Origin of the sequence: Mogibacterium diversum, assembly GCF_938028775.1 — a bacterium.
In the GTDB taxonomy this organism is placed as follows: domain Bacteria; phylum Bacillota; class Clostridia; order Peptostreptococcales; family Anaerovoracaceae; genus Mogibacterium; species Mogibacterium diversum_A.
Genome location: NZ_CALIZG010000013.1, coordinates 1 through 15,494 on the forward strand (window position 1 = coordinate 1; position 15,494 = coordinate 15,494).

Genomic DNA, 15,494 nt, shown 5'->3' on the forward strand with positions numbered 1-15,494 from the left:
AAAAGTCAAATAAGTTACGCTCCGATAGAAAAGGAGCCCGTCCGCTGAGAATATTTGCGTATCAGATACGACTGTAAGGCCAAGAAATTCTACACTTATGAGAGTCTTTTTGAATATGGGTCTTACAGAGCATACTGGGCATGAATATTGATAAGTAATTCGAAAAAAACGGCTGAGGAGATAACTATAGAAATAGAATCCACGGCACTTTAGGAGGAAAAACACTATGCTAAAAATCTGTTTCGTCTGCCATGGCAATATCTGCCGCAGCCCCATGGCGGAATTTCTGCTAAAAAGAATCTTGGAGGAGCATGGAAGAACAGAAGACTTTCTCGTAGTCTCTAAAGCGACTTCCACGGAAGAAATCTATCGCGGGCAGGGGAATCCCGTCTATCCTCCTGTACGGGAGATTCTGGAAAGACTTGGAATAGACTGCAGCAAAAAAAGAGCCTGCCAATTACAAAAAGAAGACTACGAAAAATACGATTATTTTATCGGGATGGACGAGCGGAACCGCGAGAATATGAAACGCATTTTCGGAGGCGACCCGGAAAAGAAAGTTTCCCTTCTTGGAGATTATACCGGCCATCCTCATCCTATTGCAGACCCATGGTACAGCGGAGAATTCCAAGCCTGCTATGAAGATATTGTAGAGGGCTGTGAGGGATTTTGGAAAAAAGTAAATGGAGAAGAGTTTGATAAAAACAAACTGGAATACACATTGATGATTAAACAACCTGATTTTATTACACAAGAGATATTCACAAAGGCACTTGAGAATATAAAAAAGAAAAAGCCTAATGCATTGTATGATGAGATGAGTTTTAGAGAAATAGAAGAAGGTAAATCCATTCAGATTTTACATGTTGGAAGTTATGATGATGAGCCAAAATCATTTGAACAGATGAATGAATTTGCTAGAAAACATGATCTTACAAGAATAGGTGATTTTCATAAAGAAATATACTTAAGTAATAAAAACAGAACATCAGAAGAAAAACAAAAAACCATATTAAGATATTCAGTTAAATAGGAGGAATTTGTTGTGCCAAGACCAACGACAAAAAAGGATTTAATGACTGTTGCTAAGGAAAACTATGAAAAGTTAAATTTACTTATTTCAAAGATGACAGAGGAAGAGTTAAACACACCGTTTGATTTTTCAAAAGATGAAAAGAAAAAAGAAGCTCATTGGAGAAGAGATAAAAACTTAAGAGATGTTTTAATCCATCTCTATGAATGGCATCAGCTTATTTTGAATTGGGTACATTCCAATCAAAAGGGAGAAGAAAAACCATTTTTGCCTGAACCATATAACTGGAAAACTTATGGAGATATGAATGTGGAGTTTTGGAAGAAACATCAAAATACTTCTCTTGAAGACGCAATTAAAATGGTTCATAAATCACATAGTGATGTATTAGCGTTAGCTGAAAAATTTACAGATGAAGAACTCTTTTCAAAAGGTGTTTATAAATGGGTCGGAGGAAGTGTGCTTGGTTCATACTTTGTAAGTGCAACTGCAAGCCATTATGATTGGGCAATGAAAAAGATTAAAGCGCATCAGAAAAATGTAAATCAAAAATAATTGGAATAGGATAGTAAAGTGCATTTTACAAAAGTAAAAGGAATACTATCTTCAAAGAATGGAATGAATTTGTTCAGAGGCTGTACTCATGGCTGCATTTATTGCGACTCAAGAAGTAAATGTTATCAAATGAACCATAAATTTGAAGATGTAGAAGTAAAGGAAAATGGCATCAGTATTTTGGAAGAGAGCCTAAAACGAAAGCGAAAAAAATGTATGATTGGTTTGGGATCTATGACTGATCCATACATTAAAGAGGAACTTGGACTAAATTATACAAGACAGGCACTTGATATAATAAATAAATATGGCTTCGGTGTAACACTTATAACAAAGTCAGCTAATGTTTTAAGGGATTTAGATTTATTTGAAGAAATAAATTCAAAATCAAAATGCGTTATTCAAATGACATTAACAACTTATGATGAAGAACTTTGTAAAAAGATAGAGCCTAATGTTTCAACAACGAAAGAAAGGGTTGAAGCATTAAAAATATTGCGTGATGAAGGAATACCAACAGTAGTTTGGCTAACTCCGATACTGCCGTTTACTAACGATACGGAAGAAAATATTCTTGGGATTTTAAACTGCTGCAAAGAAGCAAAAGCGTTTGGAATAATATGCTTTGGTATGGGTCTTACACTTCGGGATGGAAACAGAGAATATTTTTATTCGCAGTTAGATAAAAAGTTCCCAAAGCTGAAAGAACGCTGCATCAGAGAATACGGAAACAATTATGTAGGTGGCGATATTATTGACAAAATCTTTCAAGGAATGACTACGATGGACTGGCAAAAGTGTATAACGATATAAATAATCGCAATAGTCCTTCGATTTGCGCAACTTATGTATACGGAGTGGAATATCTGTATTCGAAATCAAAGGATAGAAGTTACATATTTAACTCCGATTTTTCATTAAAAGCAATTTATGATTCTAATACAGCCAAGATGGAGTATGAAAAAAGTGATATCGACGAAGAAGAATTATACAATGAGGTTTATAAAAACTTCGGATTTCTCGTCGAAGCCAACGTCAATCGCAAGCCACTGATCAACATGCAGAAAGAGTTCAACAAGGAGTACTATAAGCGATTCAATTAAAAATTACAGGAGTATAATAAGAAGGTGCAAACCATGCAAAATGCACAACTTAAGAAGATATTAATCATCACTTGCTGCTTGCTCGTAGGAGTAGGAGTGTTATTTATAAGATGGTACATCAAAAGTAATATAGAGAGGTATTCAGTTTATTATGTTATGAATATCTCACACGATAGAGATGCGCATCCAGAGTTTGCGATGTTGCTTGATAATATTGATAGTATGGAGCAACCAGAAAAAAAGAAAGTTATATACAAACCGGAAAGTGGAGCTTCGGGGGTATTTAGTGATAGATTTTATATTTATAATGGAGCTAATGTGCTTAATGATGAGGAACCTATTTTGTTCAAAGAAGATGATTTTGATGGAGATGCCTACGTCTATCATGACAATAGAGGAAGAATATATACATTCGATAAGACATTCAAGGTAAGAAGCGCATATGACTATAAAAATCATGCTGATATCGATATAAAAACAATAGACCAGAAGGCCCTTTACGATGAAATATATAAAGATTTTGGCTTCCTTATAAAGGCTAATGACAAGAAGCCAATGATCAATCTACAGTGGCTTTTCAACAAGAAGTACTATAAGCGATTCAACTAATAATTGAATATAGAATTTGAATAAATGCAAAAGAACCCCAGTTTAGTACTGCTAAGCTGGGGTTCTTTAAATATTAACTACTTCTTAAACATATGTAGCCTCTCCGCCCTACGTATATCATTTTCGATGAAATCGGAAGCTGCGAAGGAGCTGTCGTACTCGAGACCTGGTGGTAGCATTGGCGTGCAAGGTCTTGAGATGACTGCTCCGAGCTGCTTCTGTGTCAGCTTACGGCCGTACTCGGCCTGGTACTCCTGCTCGAGTATGCGAAGGATGTCCCGAGCATTCTCGAGGCAGGTAATAGAATACTTATATACCTTATCCATATCGTTTTCGCCCACGAAGCTAAAAGTCGTATATGGCAGCATCAGATTAATCGTTCTGTGCTCCTTAGAGTCATCAACTAGCTCGAGGCTGTCACCGCCAAAGAATGGATAGCTGTCATGCTCATTTATCCAAATCGAGATATCTGGTAGGAAATAAGCACCCTCAACTGGAATTTCTCGTTCTTTCATAGTATCTAACGCTCTGCCAGTAAGTACTCCTACGATTACCTTTCGAAGGTCAATTCCCTCGCCCTTAATCAGGGGTGCTATGTGATTTAAACGCTGACCATTATGAAGGAAGTCGTCAACTAATATTGCAGGCTTTTCAAAGGACTTGATGGTTTTTATCTGCTCCTGTAGCGGTGCGTAGTTAAGGTATTCTCTGATAGTGAATCCAGATAAATCATTCTTAAAGTACTTATCTGTTCTTAGAGCCTTTGTTACTGTATTAGGTATGACCACATCCGAAAGAGCCTTGCCGTATGGTACTGCCATATAAGGGCCACGTTTCTTCAGAGGATCGGAAGCTGCAGGCACTCCGTTTTCAGATGTAACCATATTTACGATACGGCTATATACTGCACTAGGGTTAAATGTGAGTATCAGCTTGCCAGGGAATAGCTCGTTAAAAGTCCGGAGGAGCTTCGCATGAGCATTATCTGCAGCCTTAATAATCCTAGGGTTCTGGTTGAACGGAGCCTTGATACACGCTTCGACATCTCTAAATAGTACGATAGGTGCTTTCATATCAACTGCATAGATTGCCTCTTCCTCACTGCTAGAGATATTAACAAATCCATGGTGGATTAAAAGGTCAATCGTATCCTCGTCCATACCTGCATGATTTACAGGGCGATAGATTACGTAAGTGTAATCTTCATCGAGGAGTTCCGTCATGATCTCCGTGAGCAGAATCTGCTTAAGGTTGGAAACGCCTACATTTGTATCATCTTTTGCATAAAATGCACCGATTGAAGCTATCGAGCCAAGCGCACTCTTTCTAATCGTAGAAGCTACTTCGCTGCTGCCGAATTCCTCAATTAGGTCATTCGCACGAAGCTTTCTAGCCGATGCAAAGGCAGAGAGTACAGGTTCTTCACGTTCTCCTGGTCTAGCTTCTATCAGGATTGATTTCGTAGCTGGGTCATCAAGGTATTCGCTGAGAACCACGGGGTCGTAGCCAGCCTTCTCCAAATCATCGCTAAGTGGCATTGTGAAACCAGCATCCATGTGTTCAAAGACGCTGAAGCTGATGTCGCTAGCTGTAAGTACTTCCTTATATGCAGGCTCATGCTTATAGAGGTTCATATCGTATATGTAGTTCTGCACAACTGGGTCGAGCAACGTGCCGATATCTCGTCCGAGGTCAATATTGTTACGAATCCTAGCGGAGCTTACATCTTCAGAATATTTTTTGAGGTGCAGCTTTATAATCTCGCCTGTGATTGGGTAGCCATCACCGCTATCTCTATAAGAATCGTCGCTCGATTCTCTATCGAACACAATGTGACCTAGCGAGTGAATCGAGTATTCGCTTGGGGCAGCCTTGTAGCAAGCGGCATTTGCAATAGCATCTGAGCCTGTAACTATGTATAAATCTTTGCCTGCAAAAAGCTCTCTCAGTCTCCGCATGTCATCCGAACTAGCGAGGTTAACCTGCATATCGTCTGGGAATAGATTTAAGCCCTCTTCACTGCTAATGGACATCGCGAGAATATTCCTGCGCAGTGCATGAGGCAGCATCCTCTTGGTCCAAGAAAGCTCATCTAGTGCTAGATACACCTCAAAGCCCATATCCCTTATAGTCGTTGCAATCGCCTTATTTCCAAGAGTGAATGGATCATACGAGCCAGGGAAGAATGCGACTTTGTCATACTCCGCAAACTCAAATTGCCCAACTTCATCGACGTATGTAGCGATGAATCGGTATATGTAATTTAACACTGCTGCATTGTTGTAAAACTCTAGCCCGATATCGTCACCAATTAGCGGAATCACAGCAGCTAGTCTCTTGAAGCAGTGGGATGCAGCCCATCCCTTTGACCCTAGAGTCATGACTTTGCTGCCAAATATTCTCATTCCAAGCACCCGCAGTGCTTCCTGCGACAGCGCAGAATTGTAATGACTAATGGCCTTAATAATCATGCCGAGTAGTCTCTTCTTGTACTTCTCTGCATTCTTGCTAGTTTCAGGTAGCTTGTCGTAGTTCTCTAGTAGCACTGCCATAGTGCTTAGCGATGCAGCTGCTGACTTGCTATTACCCGTATATAACATAGTTTCAAGCGCTTCTATTGTCTCGCTCTGTTCGTTGTCAGGCTGATACATCATGAGCTGTCCTAGATATCCAGGAATGTACTTAAGGAACTGGTAGTCGCTTAGCTCGAGACCGTTGAAGAGGTCGATACAAAGCTCGTTTATCTGGTCGCTAGGCATGTTGCTAGCAAGTTCTATCAAGCAGTCGCCAGCATGTTTACGAACTATAATAGCCTCACTGACCTTAATCAGGTTTACAAAATGTGTTGCGATATGCATAACATTGTATCCTTGCTTTGCTACCTTGAACATATAATCTATGTTAGCGAGCTTAGACATCCAGGAGGTACTAGTCTTGAGATTATCCAGAAATAGTGACGAAGGCACCGATTCAGTCACATCTCGTTCTTTTGACACCCCAAGAATGCTCAGGCGTCTTGCGTCTACATCTATGCCTGAGTCAGGGAAGAATCGCTCAATCACAGCGAGTGCAAGGAGATCTGTATCCTGACTGTAGCTGTTAAGGATATCCTTTGTAAAGAACATTAGGCTCTCAAGGAACGATTCCGACATTAGATGCTTATCGATACTTAGTGCAGTGCTGCATAGAACGGTAATTGTCTGCTCGTCGAGATCAGCTACGTGGTAGTAGTCCTCGAGGACATCAAAATACTTGTTGCGGCACGAAGGTCTGCAGTTCTTAACGACTTCATTTACAAAATCTGGTGTCGCATCGATGATACGCTTCCTATGAAAATCCGTATGCTTTCTAGATGGCATGAGAAGCTTCTCGAGGTAACTAGAAAACTGCGTGATATTAGTGGTGTCAGAATCTCTTGTAGGCACCGATTTAGGTAGCTCCTTCTTATATTCCTCGCGAAATCTTGCAACTATCTGACCCATTATCTGAGCGGCCTGCTCTCTGAGATCGCTCTCTCTGTTAAATAGCATGTCGTACATGAAATCGAGAACGCTTACCTTCTGCTCCTCCGTCATGTAGGATTTATACTCGCCGAGAATGTTCAAATAAGTTCTGATATTGCTCCACTGAGACTCGCTCCTAGCGCGTTCAAGAAGGCTGGAGAACTCATCTGGACTGTTGAAAATCTTCATGAGGCGAATGTTGTGCTCGATTGCTCTAAACTTGAGCTGCGAAGTAGCCTCGGCTCCACTTAAGAGGGTTAAATCCCTGACCCTAGGATTGCTCCTAAAGTGCGGGGTCTCAGCCCAATCCTCTGGGAGATCGGTAGTTACACCGTTTTCGCGCATGAACTCCTCGAAGTCGAGAAGCCTGTTATATACCTTCTCATATCTGTGGTTCTTGGCTTCATTTATATTGTCAAATTTATTGAGAACTACATCAAATGCTTCTTCTAATGTAAAGAAGTTTATGGTTTCTTGATCATCCTCATCCCTTATGCTCCTCACACGGAAATCTGCGTATATGAGCAGTAGTGACTCTACAGATAGATTCTCCATCTCGAGGTCCCAAGTCGAGTGATTTGCAGCAATGTGCATGATGGTCGGCAGTCCAAATCTAGTCAGGCAGTAGTCTGTATAATAGTAGTGAAGATAGGGAACACGTCGCTCCTCTTTCTTGCGGCAGCCGTATTTACCAATATCGTGAGAGGCTGCAGCGGCAGATAATAGACCGAGATCGACGTTAATTCCCGCATCGCAAAGCTGCCTCGCCGTGTACATAGCAACGTAGTGAACTCCGCTTACATGACCGAGAGTGTTAAAAGGTGAGATATCGGAGCTAAGCCTCATGAATTCGTAGATATAATTGCTTCTAACGAGTTTATTAAATCTGAGATACTCATCAGTAAACCCATTGCTCGTAATCTCTTCATCGCTGAGAAGGTGGATGTCATAGCAAGGATCGAAGGGAAGAACCTTCCTCTCGTACTCATACACGCCACGCATGAGCTGTAGCAGGATATTTCTGCCAGCTTTAAACTTATCTAGGTCTTGCGGTCCATCTAGGTGAGGGAATAGCAAGTTTAGTAGATATCGCCTCGTATGCTCGAGCCAACCTTCTATTGGAGTAACCTCAAGCTCTGGAGTATAACGCGAACAGATGCTTAAAATTGTTTTAGTGTCGAACCGTCCGTGCTTACCCGAATGGTAATACAGCTCGTACACCATCTCGACAAAATCCTCGCGTGCTGTACGCACCTCCATTACATCGCTATCTAATCCAGCAGCTTCGATGAAGTCGGGGTTCAGTAGAGCTCCCTTGATTGTGTTTATCATTATTGCTTTGTTGTCCATCTCTAATACCGTTTATCAATTTTCAATAACTCGCATTGCAAAAGGTTCCATCTTAATTGCCAACATAAATCGGGACTTAAGTCAGAAGCTAACGATTAGTTAGTTTTCTCACCGAGCGTCTTGGCCTTATCGATAATCGCCATCGCTGTATCGAATTTACTGAGCTTACCTAGCTCTGTCTCGTCATCCTTGGTGATAATAGTAACTATATTGGTGTCCCCACCGAAGCCAGCGCCTGCGTCCTTAAGACTATTCGCACATATCATGTCGAGCCCCTTGTGCTCGAGCTTACTGCGGGAGTTTTCAAGCAAGTTTTGAGTTTCCATCGAGAAGCCACAGATTATCTGCTCAGGCTTTCTAATCTTCTTGAGCTCTGTAAGGATATCAGCGGTTCTCTTGAGCTCTATGATCATATCGCCGTCATGCTTCTTGATCTTCTCATCAGATGTGTAAATTGGCGTATAGTCAGCAACTGCAGCAGCCTTAAATATATAATCCGCCTTAGGTGCATGCTTTAGCACTTCTTCGCACATCTCGGCAGAAGTTGCAATCTCAATCGTGTTCACATAAGGAAGTGACTCTAAACTAGTCTTGCCGGTGATGAGCGTAACCTGCGCACCCCTGTAAGCAGCGGCTTTAGCTAGGGCATATCCCATGCGTCCGGTCGAATGATTGGTGATATATCTAACGGGGTCAATCGCTTCCTGCGTAGCACCGGCGGTGACGAGCACCTTCTTGCCAGCGAGGTCTTTTGCGTATGCTAGATCAAATAGGATTTCTTCCAAAATAGCATCTGGTTCAGGCATCTTGCCGACACCCACATCTCCGCATGCCAGCACTCCGCTCGATGGCTTCATGACCCTGATTCCAACCTTGAGGAGTCTCATGATATTGCCCTGAGTGATAGGATTAAGGAACATCTGTGTATTCATAGCAGGTACAACCAGCTTAGGGCAGTTCGCAGCGAGGAAAGTTGTTGTGAGCATATCGTCAGCCATTCCGTACGATGCCTTGGCGATAAAATTCGCAGTTGCCGGAGCAACTACAAAGTAATCTGCCGCCTTCGCGATAGATATGTGCGCTACATCGAATTTAAAGTCCCTATCAAATGTATCAGTCATGCACTTGTTGCCCGTAAGTGTCTCGAAGACCAGCGGCGAGATGAATTCAGTCGCATTCTTAGTCATAATCACGTGCACATCCGCACGCTCTTTCTTTAGAGCGCTGACTAGAGATGCCGTCTTATAAGCGGCAATTCCGCCTGTGACACCGACAACAACACATTTATCTTTAAGCATGTGACTCCTCCTGTTATCTACATCTTGTGGTTAAATAATATAATATACTTTCATGTGCGATTTCTCAATCATAAACACAGCATTAATCGTATCAAAATGGCTAAAATTCAATACTTGCTAGAGTTTTCCCTTGCACAAGATGCTCTGCTTTGTTATAATAACAAGGCTATTGGGATAGCGCGTGAATGCGCACGATAGACTTTTAAGAAAAGGAGAACTAGCATGAAGGAAGGAATCCATCCTGATTATAAGGAATGTAAAGTTACTTGCGCATGTGGTAATACCTTTACTACACTTTCGAACACTGACACTATGAGAGTCGAAGTATGCTCAGAGTGCCATCCATTCTTCACAGGTCAGCAGAAGTTTGCTAACCGTGGTGGACGTGTAGAGAAGTTCAAGAACAAATACAACCTTTAGGGAATCAATATTTAGAGGACGCTGTTTGCAGCGTCCTCATTTTAGAGCGTTTGGAACCACAGGCGGTGGTTTTCCTGACGCTTTTTTCATAGGTGATAAGCAAGCCTGCTCGGGATATTAAGGCGAATGATAATAGCGAAGTATTTGCAAGAGTGGGTAAATATATAAAAATAAAGATCTAAAACTCATAAGTAAAGGATGTAATTATGTTTGATAAGCTAGATTTTATACTTGAGAAATACGAGGAGCTATCGAAGAAGGTTTCTGACCCCGATGTTATCGCTAAGCAGAAGGAATGGCAGAAGCTGATGAAGGAGATGAGCGACCTCGAGCCAATTGTTAAGGAATACACTGCATATAAGAAGGCAAAGGAAGAACTTGAAGAGGCTAAGGAAATCCTCGATATGGAGGATGACGAAGAGCTACGCGAGATGGCGCGTGAGGAGCTCAAGGCTAACGAAGCGGCGATTGAGGAATACACAGAGAACCTCAAGATTCTACTTCTTCCAAAGGACCCTAACGACGATAAAAACGTAATCCTAGAGATCAGAGCGGGTACGGGTGGAGATGAGGCTGCGCTATTTGGAAGCGACCTGCTTCGTATGTATCTCAGATATGCTGAGAGAATGCGTTGGAAGACAGAGCTTATCGAGAGCAATGAGACTGAAATCGGCGGCGTTAAAGAAGTTGTTATGCTCGTCAAAGGTAAGGGAGCATATTCCAGACTCAAGTACGAGAGTGGTGTTCACAGAGTACAGAGAGTTCCAGAGACTGAGTCGGGTGGTAGAGTGCATACATCGGCTGCTTCAGTTGCGGTAATGCCAGAAGTCGATGACGTTGAGGTTAACCTAGATCCTAACGATGTACGTGTAGACGTATATAGAGCATCTGGTAACGGTGGACAGTGTGTAAATACTACAGATTCCGCCGTTAGACTTACCCACATGCCAACTGGCCTTGTAGTAACATGCCAGGACGAGAAGTCGCAGATTAAGAACAAGGATAAGGCTTTCAAGGTTCTTAAATCGAGACTATTTGACCTCATGCAGCAGGAGCAGAACGACAAGATTGCAGCAGAGAGAAAGTCACAGATCGGATCAGGAGACAGATCTGAGAGAATCAGAACGTATAACTTCCCACAGAGCAGAATCACAGACCACAGAATAAACCTGACTCTGTACAAGCTTGACTCGTTCCTCGACGGTGACCTCGATGAAGTAATCGATGCACTAATTACTGAGGACCAGGCGGAGAAGATGAAGGATTTCTAAAGCAAGAGAGGCGTCCAATGAAGACAAGAATTATCCTTCCTGATACAGAGGGAATCTCCGAAGCCGGAGCTATCCTGCGCTCTGGCGGACTCGTTGCATTTCCGACTGAGACGGTGTATGGTCTGGGTGCAAATGCTCTAGATACTGTCGCTACAAAACGCATATACGAGGCAAAGGGTAGACCGAGCGATAATCCGATGATTGTCCATGTGGCGAGCATTGATATGCTTAACGAGGTTGCTTCGGATGTTACAGATGAGCAGAAAGCCATTATGAGCAAGCTGTGGCCAGGTCCGATTACTTTCGTGCTTCGCAAGAATCCAGCAGTTCCTGATGTTACAACAGGAGGACTTGATACGGTTGCGGTGAGATGGCCTTCACGGCGCGAGGCTGCTGAGATTATTGAGGCAGCGGGTGTTCCGATTGCAGCGCCGAGTGCTAACCTATCTGGCAAACCGAGCCCTACGACATTCGAAGATGTTGCCGAGGATATGGATGGTAGAATCGATGCGATAGTCAAGGGCGAGAGGACTGCCATCGGCATAGAGTCGACAGTTTTGGATCTGACATCGGAAGTTCCTACCATACTTAGACCTGGATTCATAACGAAGAGCCAGATTGAAGAGGCTGCATGCTGTGAAGTTCAGTATGACCCATCTCTATTCAAAAAGCCTGGAGCAGATGACTTCCATCCGAAGTCACCAGGCATGAAGTATAAGCATTATGCACCGAAGGCTGCAGTTAGAATCGTAGAAGGCAGCAAAGATGCAGTGTGTAAGGCAATTGCTGAGCTCGAGGCTGAGTCGGTTTCAAACAACCTACGGACAGCTGTACTTGACTACATGGGGAATGGTGACAAGGCGGCAAATAATTTTTTTGCAGATCTCAGGCAGTGCGATAGAGACGGTGTGGATATAATATACATCGCGGCGTATGACTGGGACGAAGTCGGGTTTTCCGTTATGAACAGAATGGTCAAGTCTGCAGGATATGACATCGTGAATGTTTAGAGCATTTACATACATAGATCAGATATAATTTATATTATTTATGTGACATATATCGCTGATACACATACAATATATAGAGGCGAAGATATGCGAGGAGGATTTATATGAAGATTGCGATTGGCTGCGATCACGCAGGATATCCGCTCAAGGTGGCTGTGGAAGATAAGCTACTCAAGGAAGGTTATGGAGTCATGGATGTAGGCACGGAATCAACAGAGTCAGTGGATTATCCAATATATGGTAAGTCCGTTGGACGTGCAGTTGCTAGTGGGTTAGCTGATAGAGGCATAGTTATCTGTGGATCCGGCATAGGAATTTCTATCGCAGCGAATAAAGTAAAGGGTGTTAGATGTGCTCTTTGCACTTCCGTAGAGATGGCGGAGATGTCGAGAAGGCACAACGATGCGAATGTGCTCGCTATGGGTGCAAGAATGATAGAGCAGGATTTGGCTTTTGAAATTGTCGATAAGTGGCTAACGACAGATTTTGAAGGCGGAAAGCACCTTCGCCGCATAAACATGCTTGATGAATAATGTATTTGGTATATACTTAATGATAAGTGAATTGAGATAATCAGGAGGATTATAATGGCTAACAGAGAAGGCAAGGTATATGTGTTTGATCATCCGCTGATTCAGCACAAGACAGCTCTCATGAGAGATGTAAACACTAGTGTAAAGGAGTTCCGCGAACTCGCTACTGAGGTGGCGATGCTGATGGGCTTCGAAGCGACAAGAGATCTGCCACTTGAAGAGGTTGATATCGAAACACCTATGTGCAAGACTACAGTTAAGATGCTTGAGGGAGAGGATATTGCAATCGTTCCTATCCTAAGAGCTGGACTAGGCTTCGTAGATGGGATGCTTGCGCTCGTTCCAAATGCAAAGGTTGGACACGTTGGACTATACCGCGACCCAGATACACATCTTCCTGTTGAATATTATTGCAAGCTACCTACAGACATCGAGAAGAGAAAGATTTTCGCCGTTGACCCAATGCTTGCAACTGGTGGAAGTGCCATTGCAGCAATTGATTCTATCAAGAGCAGAGGCGGACACGATATCGCATTCCTATGCCTGATAGCTGCACCAGAAGGAATCGACGCCCTACATGAGGCTCATCCTGATATTGACATCTACATTGCAGCAAAGGACGAGAGACTCAACGAAAACGCTTACATTCTTCCAGGACTTGGAGATGCAGGAGACAGACTTTACGGTACAAAGTAATCTCGGCAAGCTAATGATATTAAGCCTGCGGCGAGAGCTGCAGGTTGTTTTTATAGGAGGGACACGATGATACAGATTCCAGATAATGTGAGCAAGTACACCAACGTATATGATGTGCTTGAAGAAAGAGGCCTGATTGAACAGTGCACAGATCCAAAGGCTATGCACGACCTACTCGGAAGCGAGAAGATTAAGTTCTACGTAGGATTTGACCCAACTGCAGACTGTCTGCATGTTGGACACCTGATTCAGATTATTATATTTGCGTATATGCTCAAATATGGCCATACACCAGTGGCTCTCGTCGGCGGTGGAACTGTAATGATCGGAGATCCTTCTGGTAGAACTGACCTGCGCCGCATGATGGATGTTGAAGAAATCGATGCAAACGGTAAGAAGTTCAAAGACCTATTTGACCGATTCCTACCGTTCGATGACGAGTGGAAATACACGGGCAACGGTGGCGTCATGAAGCCAGGACACCAGAACAGAGAACCTAAGCCGGGCCTTGCGGTAAGCACGAATAACGCTCTGTGGCTAAGAAACCTCAACTATATCGAGTTCGCTCGTGAGATTGGCTCGGTATTTAACGTAAACGACATGCTGAGAGCAGAGTGCTATAAGAGAAGACTCAAGGAAGGACTTACTTTCCTAGAGTTCAACTACATGCTGATGCAGGGATATGACTTCTACGTAATGGCGAGAGACTTCGGTCTAAAGGCGCAGTTCGGCGGCAACGACCAGTGGTCCAACATCATCGCCGGCGTCAATATCGCTAAGAAGAAGTCAGACCTAGATGTGTATGGCATGACCTTCTCACTTCTCACCAAGAGTGATGGAGAGAAGATGGGTAAGACTGCAGGTGGTGCGCTCTGGCTCGATGAAGAAAGAGTTTCAGTGTTCGACTTCTTCCAGTACTGGAGAAATGTCGCAGATGCGGACGTTAACAAGTGCCTACGTATGCTTACATTCCTACCAATGGATGAGGTAAACAGATTATCTTCCCTCGAGGGCGCAGAGATCAATCAGGCAAAAGAGATCCTCGCTTACGAAGTCACTAAGCTAGTGCACGGCGAGGAGAAGGCTAAGAAAGCACTTGAAGATGCTCGTGTGGTGTTCGCAAGTGGCGGCACTAATGCAGCGACGATGCCAACTGTAGAACTTGAAAAGTCTGCATTTGAAGGCGAGGGCTTCGGCCTTGCTAGCCTACTCAAGGAGATAGGTCTAGCCCAGTCTAACGGTGATGCATTTAGAACGATAGAGCAGGGTGGTGCTAGAATCAACGGAGAGCAGGTTACCGACAGAAAGAGAAGAGTAACTCTCGCAGACTTCGAAGATGGAAAGCTTACAATTCAAAAAGGTAAGAAGAAATTCGTTGCGGTGACACTGAAGTAGCAAGTTAATAGTGATTAGCTTGCACTGTGGTGATTAAAGCAAATAAAGATAAGCGCGCAGCGATGCGCGCTTTGCCTATTTGAGAAACATATATCTGTATATGTATAAAATAACATTATTTATATATTTAGGGGGTGCAATATGGTTAAAGAAGTAAATTTTGAAGATGTAAAGCGTGATGTAATACATGCATTCACAAACGGATGCATGTGCTCAGAATCTGTAATTACGATTGCAAACAAGCATTGGGATCTCGGGATGGGAGACGACATAATGGCAATTGCAACTGGATTCCCATTCGGTTTTGGTGATGGCGGAAATGTATGTGGAGCTGTAGCTGCAGCGACGATGTCGCTCGGGAAAGTATTTGGCAGAGTAATCCCTGGAGACCCAAGCTATGAGAAATGCACATCGCTCGTAAGAGAGCTCAATGACGATGTCATAGCAAAGTTTGGTAGTGCACTATGTCCAGACTTACTAGAGGGTTATGAATTTGCAACACCGGTTCGCAAGGAACACTGCACCGAAATAGTGGTAACAGTGCTTGAGTCATTCGCTCGCATAATGGAGCGTGAATGTGGGGTTCATGTCTGTTGGTAAATATGATATATTATGAAGACTAATTAATATTAGATTGTACAAGAATTAAATGTTACGAATATATTACTTTGTAATCGCAAATATATTGAGTTGAAAAAGCAGATAATTTGTGTAGAAA

Annotated in this window: 14 protein-coding genes; 12 read left to right on the top strand and 2 right to left on the bottom strand. The window is 42.9% G+C overall.

Annotated features, from left to right (window positions below):
* The first annotated feature begins 226 nt into the window (after window positions 1–226).
* Genes Q7O90_RS02990 through Q7O90_RS03010 form a run of 5 tightly spaced genes read left to right on the top strand, consistent with a single transcriptional unit; the run spans window position 227 to window position 3,300 of the window.
* Window positions 227–1,033, top strand: a complete 807-nt coding sequence (locus Q7O90_RS02990) for an arsenate reductase/protein-tyrosine-phosphatase family protein (protein WP_304127267.1) — start codon at window positions 227–229, stop codon at window positions 1,031–1,033.
* A 12-nt stretch (window positions 1,034–1,045) separates the two neighbouring features.
* On the top strand, window positions 1,046–1,588 hold the full coding sequence (locus Q7O90_RS02995; RefSeq protein ID WP_304127270.1) for a ClbS/DfsB family four-helix bundle protein: 543 nt from the start codon (window positions 1,046–1,048) through the stop codon (window positions 1,586–1,588).
* Between the two features lie 18 nt (window positions 1,589–1,606).
* Window positions 1,607–2,401, top strand: a complete 795-nt coding sequence (locus Q7O90_RS03000; protein WP_304127272.1) for an SPL family radical SAM protein — start codon at window positions 1,607–1,609, stop codon at window positions 2,399–2,401.
* The gene (locus Q7O90_RS03005) at window positions 2,386–2,691 is read left to right on the top strand and encodes a hypothetical protein (RefSeq protein ID WP_304127275.1); all 306 of its coding nucleotides are present in this window, start codon (window positions 2,386–2,388) and stop codon (window positions 2,689–2,691) included. The genes Q7O90_RS03000 and Q7O90_RS03005 overlap by 16 nt, the downstream gene beginning before the upstream one ends.
* A 33-nt stretch (window positions 2,692–2,724) precedes the next feature.
* Window positions 2,725–3,300 carry a hypothetical protein gene (locus Q7O90_RS03010; protein WP_304127278.1) on the top strand — a complete coding sequence of 192 codons (576 nt, stop codon included), beginning with the start codon at window positions 2,725–2,727 and terminating at the stop codon, window positions 3,298–3,300.
* Between the two features lie 77 nt (window positions 3,301–3,377).
* Here Q7O90_RS03010 and Q7O90_RS03015 read toward each other — a convergent pair whose 3' ends face one another.
* Together Q7O90_RS03015 and coaBC are read right to left on the bottom strand one after the other, a co-directional pair.
* Window positions 3,378–8,135: a hypothetical protein gene (locus Q7O90_RS03015; protein ID WP_304127281.1), complete on the bottom strand. Its 4,758-nt coding sequence runs from the start codon at window positions 8,133–8,135 to the stop codon at window positions 3,378–3,380.
* A 113-nt stretch (window positions 8,136–8,248) separates the two neighbouring features.
* The gene (gene coaBC / locus Q7O90_RS03020) at window positions 8,249–9,451 is read right to left on the bottom strand and encodes a bifunctional phosphopantothenoylcysteine decarboxylase/phosphopantothenate--cysteine ligase CoaBC (RefSeq protein ID WP_304127284.1); all 1,203 of its coding nucleotides are present in this window, start codon (window positions 9,449–9,451) and stop codon (window positions 8,249–8,251) included.
* Window positions 9,452–9,673: 222 nt separating this feature from the next.
* Between coaBC and rpmE the strand changes: the two genes are divergently transcribed.
* The 7 genes from rpmE (at window position 9,674) to Q7O90_RS03055 (ending at window position 15,376) form a co-directional block, all read left to right on the top strand.
* Complete coding sequence (gene rpmE, locus Q7O90_RS03025) at window positions 9,674–9,871, top strand: 50S ribosomal protein L31 (RefSeq protein ID WP_106057728.1); 198 nt, start codon at window positions 9,674–9,676, stop codon at window positions 9,869–9,871.
* A gap of 206 nt (window positions 9,872–10,077) precedes the next feature.
* A complete protein-coding gene (gene prfA / locus Q7O90_RS03030; RefSeq protein WP_304127290.1) occupies window positions 10,078–11,142 on the top strand; it encodes a peptide chain release factor 1 in 1,065 nt (354 codons plus the stop codon).
* A 17-nt stretch (window positions 11,143–11,159) separates the two neighbouring features.
* On the top strand, window positions 11,160–12,152 hold the full coding sequence (locus Q7O90_RS03035; RefSeq protein WP_304127293.1) for an L-threonylcarbamoyladenylate synthase: 993 nt from the start codon (window positions 11,160–11,162) through the stop codon (window positions 12,150–12,152).
* A 104-nt stretch (window positions 12,153–12,256) separates the two neighbouring features.
* Window positions 12,257–12,685: a ribose 5-phosphate isomerase B gene (rpiB, locus tag Q7O90_RS03040; protein ID WP_304127296.1), complete on the top strand. Its 429-nt coding sequence runs from the start codon at window positions 12,257–12,259 to the stop codon at window positions 12,683–12,685.
* Window positions 12,686–12,739: 54 nt separating this feature from the next.
* The gene (upp, locus tag Q7O90_RS03045) at window positions 12,740–13,381 is read left to right on the top strand and encodes a uracil phosphoribosyltransferase (protein WP_287299841.1); all 642 of its coding nucleotides are present in this window, start codon (window positions 12,740–12,742) and stop codon (window positions 13,379–13,381) included.
* A 66-nt stretch (window positions 13,382–13,447) separates the two neighbouring features.
* The gene (gene tyrS / locus Q7O90_RS03050; protein WP_304127301.1) at window positions 13,448–14,776 is read left to right on the top strand and encodes a tyrosine--tRNA ligase; all 1,329 of its coding nucleotides are present in this window, start codon (window positions 13,448–13,450) and stop codon (window positions 14,774–14,776) included.
* 141 nt (window positions 14,777–14,917) lie between these two features.
* Window positions 14,918–15,376 (top strand): C-GCAxxG-C-C family protein, encoded by a 459-nt coding sequence (locus tag Q7O90_RS03055; protein WP_106057722.1) that lies wholly within the window; start codon window positions 14,918–14,920, stop codon window positions 15,374–15,376.
* The last annotated feature ends 118 nt before the right edge of the window (window positions 15,377–15,494 follow it).

Excerpts from the sequence above, each read along its gene's own strand:
- Q7O90_RS02990 (WP_304127267.1), top strand. The coding sequence starts at position 227 with ATGCTAAAAATCTGTTTCGTCTGCCATGGCAATATCTGCCGCAGCCCC.
- Q7O90_RS03010 (WP_304127278.1), top strand. The coding sequence starts at position 2,725 with ATGCAAAATGCACAACTTAAGAAGATATTAATCATCACTTGCTGCTTG.
- Q7O90_RS03015 (WP_304127281.1), bottom strand. The coding sequence starts at position 8,135 with ATGATAAACACAATCAAGGGAGCTCTACTGAACCCCGACTTCATCGAA.
- coaBC (WP_304127284.1), bottom strand. The coding sequence starts at position 9,451 with ATGCTTAAAGATAAATGTGTTGTTGTCGGTGTCACAGGCGGAATTGCC.
- rpmE (WP_106057728.1), top strand. The coding sequence starts at position 9,674 with ATGAAGGAAGGAATCCATCCTGATTATAAGGAATGTAAAGTTACTTGC.
- prfA (WP_304127290.1), top strand. The coding sequence starts at position 10,078 with ATGTTTGATAAGCTAGATTTTATACTTGAGAAATACGAGGAGCTATCG.
- Q7O90_RS03035 (WP_304127293.1), top strand. The coding sequence starts at position 11,160 with ATGAAGACAAGAATTATCCTTCCTGATACAGAGGGAATCTCCGAAGCC.
- rpiB (WP_304127296.1), top strand. The coding sequence starts at position 12,257 with ATGAAGATTGCGATTGGCTGCGATCACGCAGGATATCCGCTCAAGGTG.
- upp (WP_287299841.1), top strand. The coding sequence starts at position 12,740 with ATGGCTAACAGAGAAGGCAAGGTATATGTGTTTGATCATCCGCTGATT.
- tyrS (WP_304127301.1), top strand. The coding sequence starts at position 13,448 with ATGATACAGATTCCAGATAATGTGAGCAAGTACACCAACGTATATGAT.
- Q7O90_RS03055 (WP_106057722.1), top strand. The coding sequence starts at position 14,918 with ATGGTTAAAGAAGTAAATTTTGAAGATGTAAAGCGTGATGTAATACAT.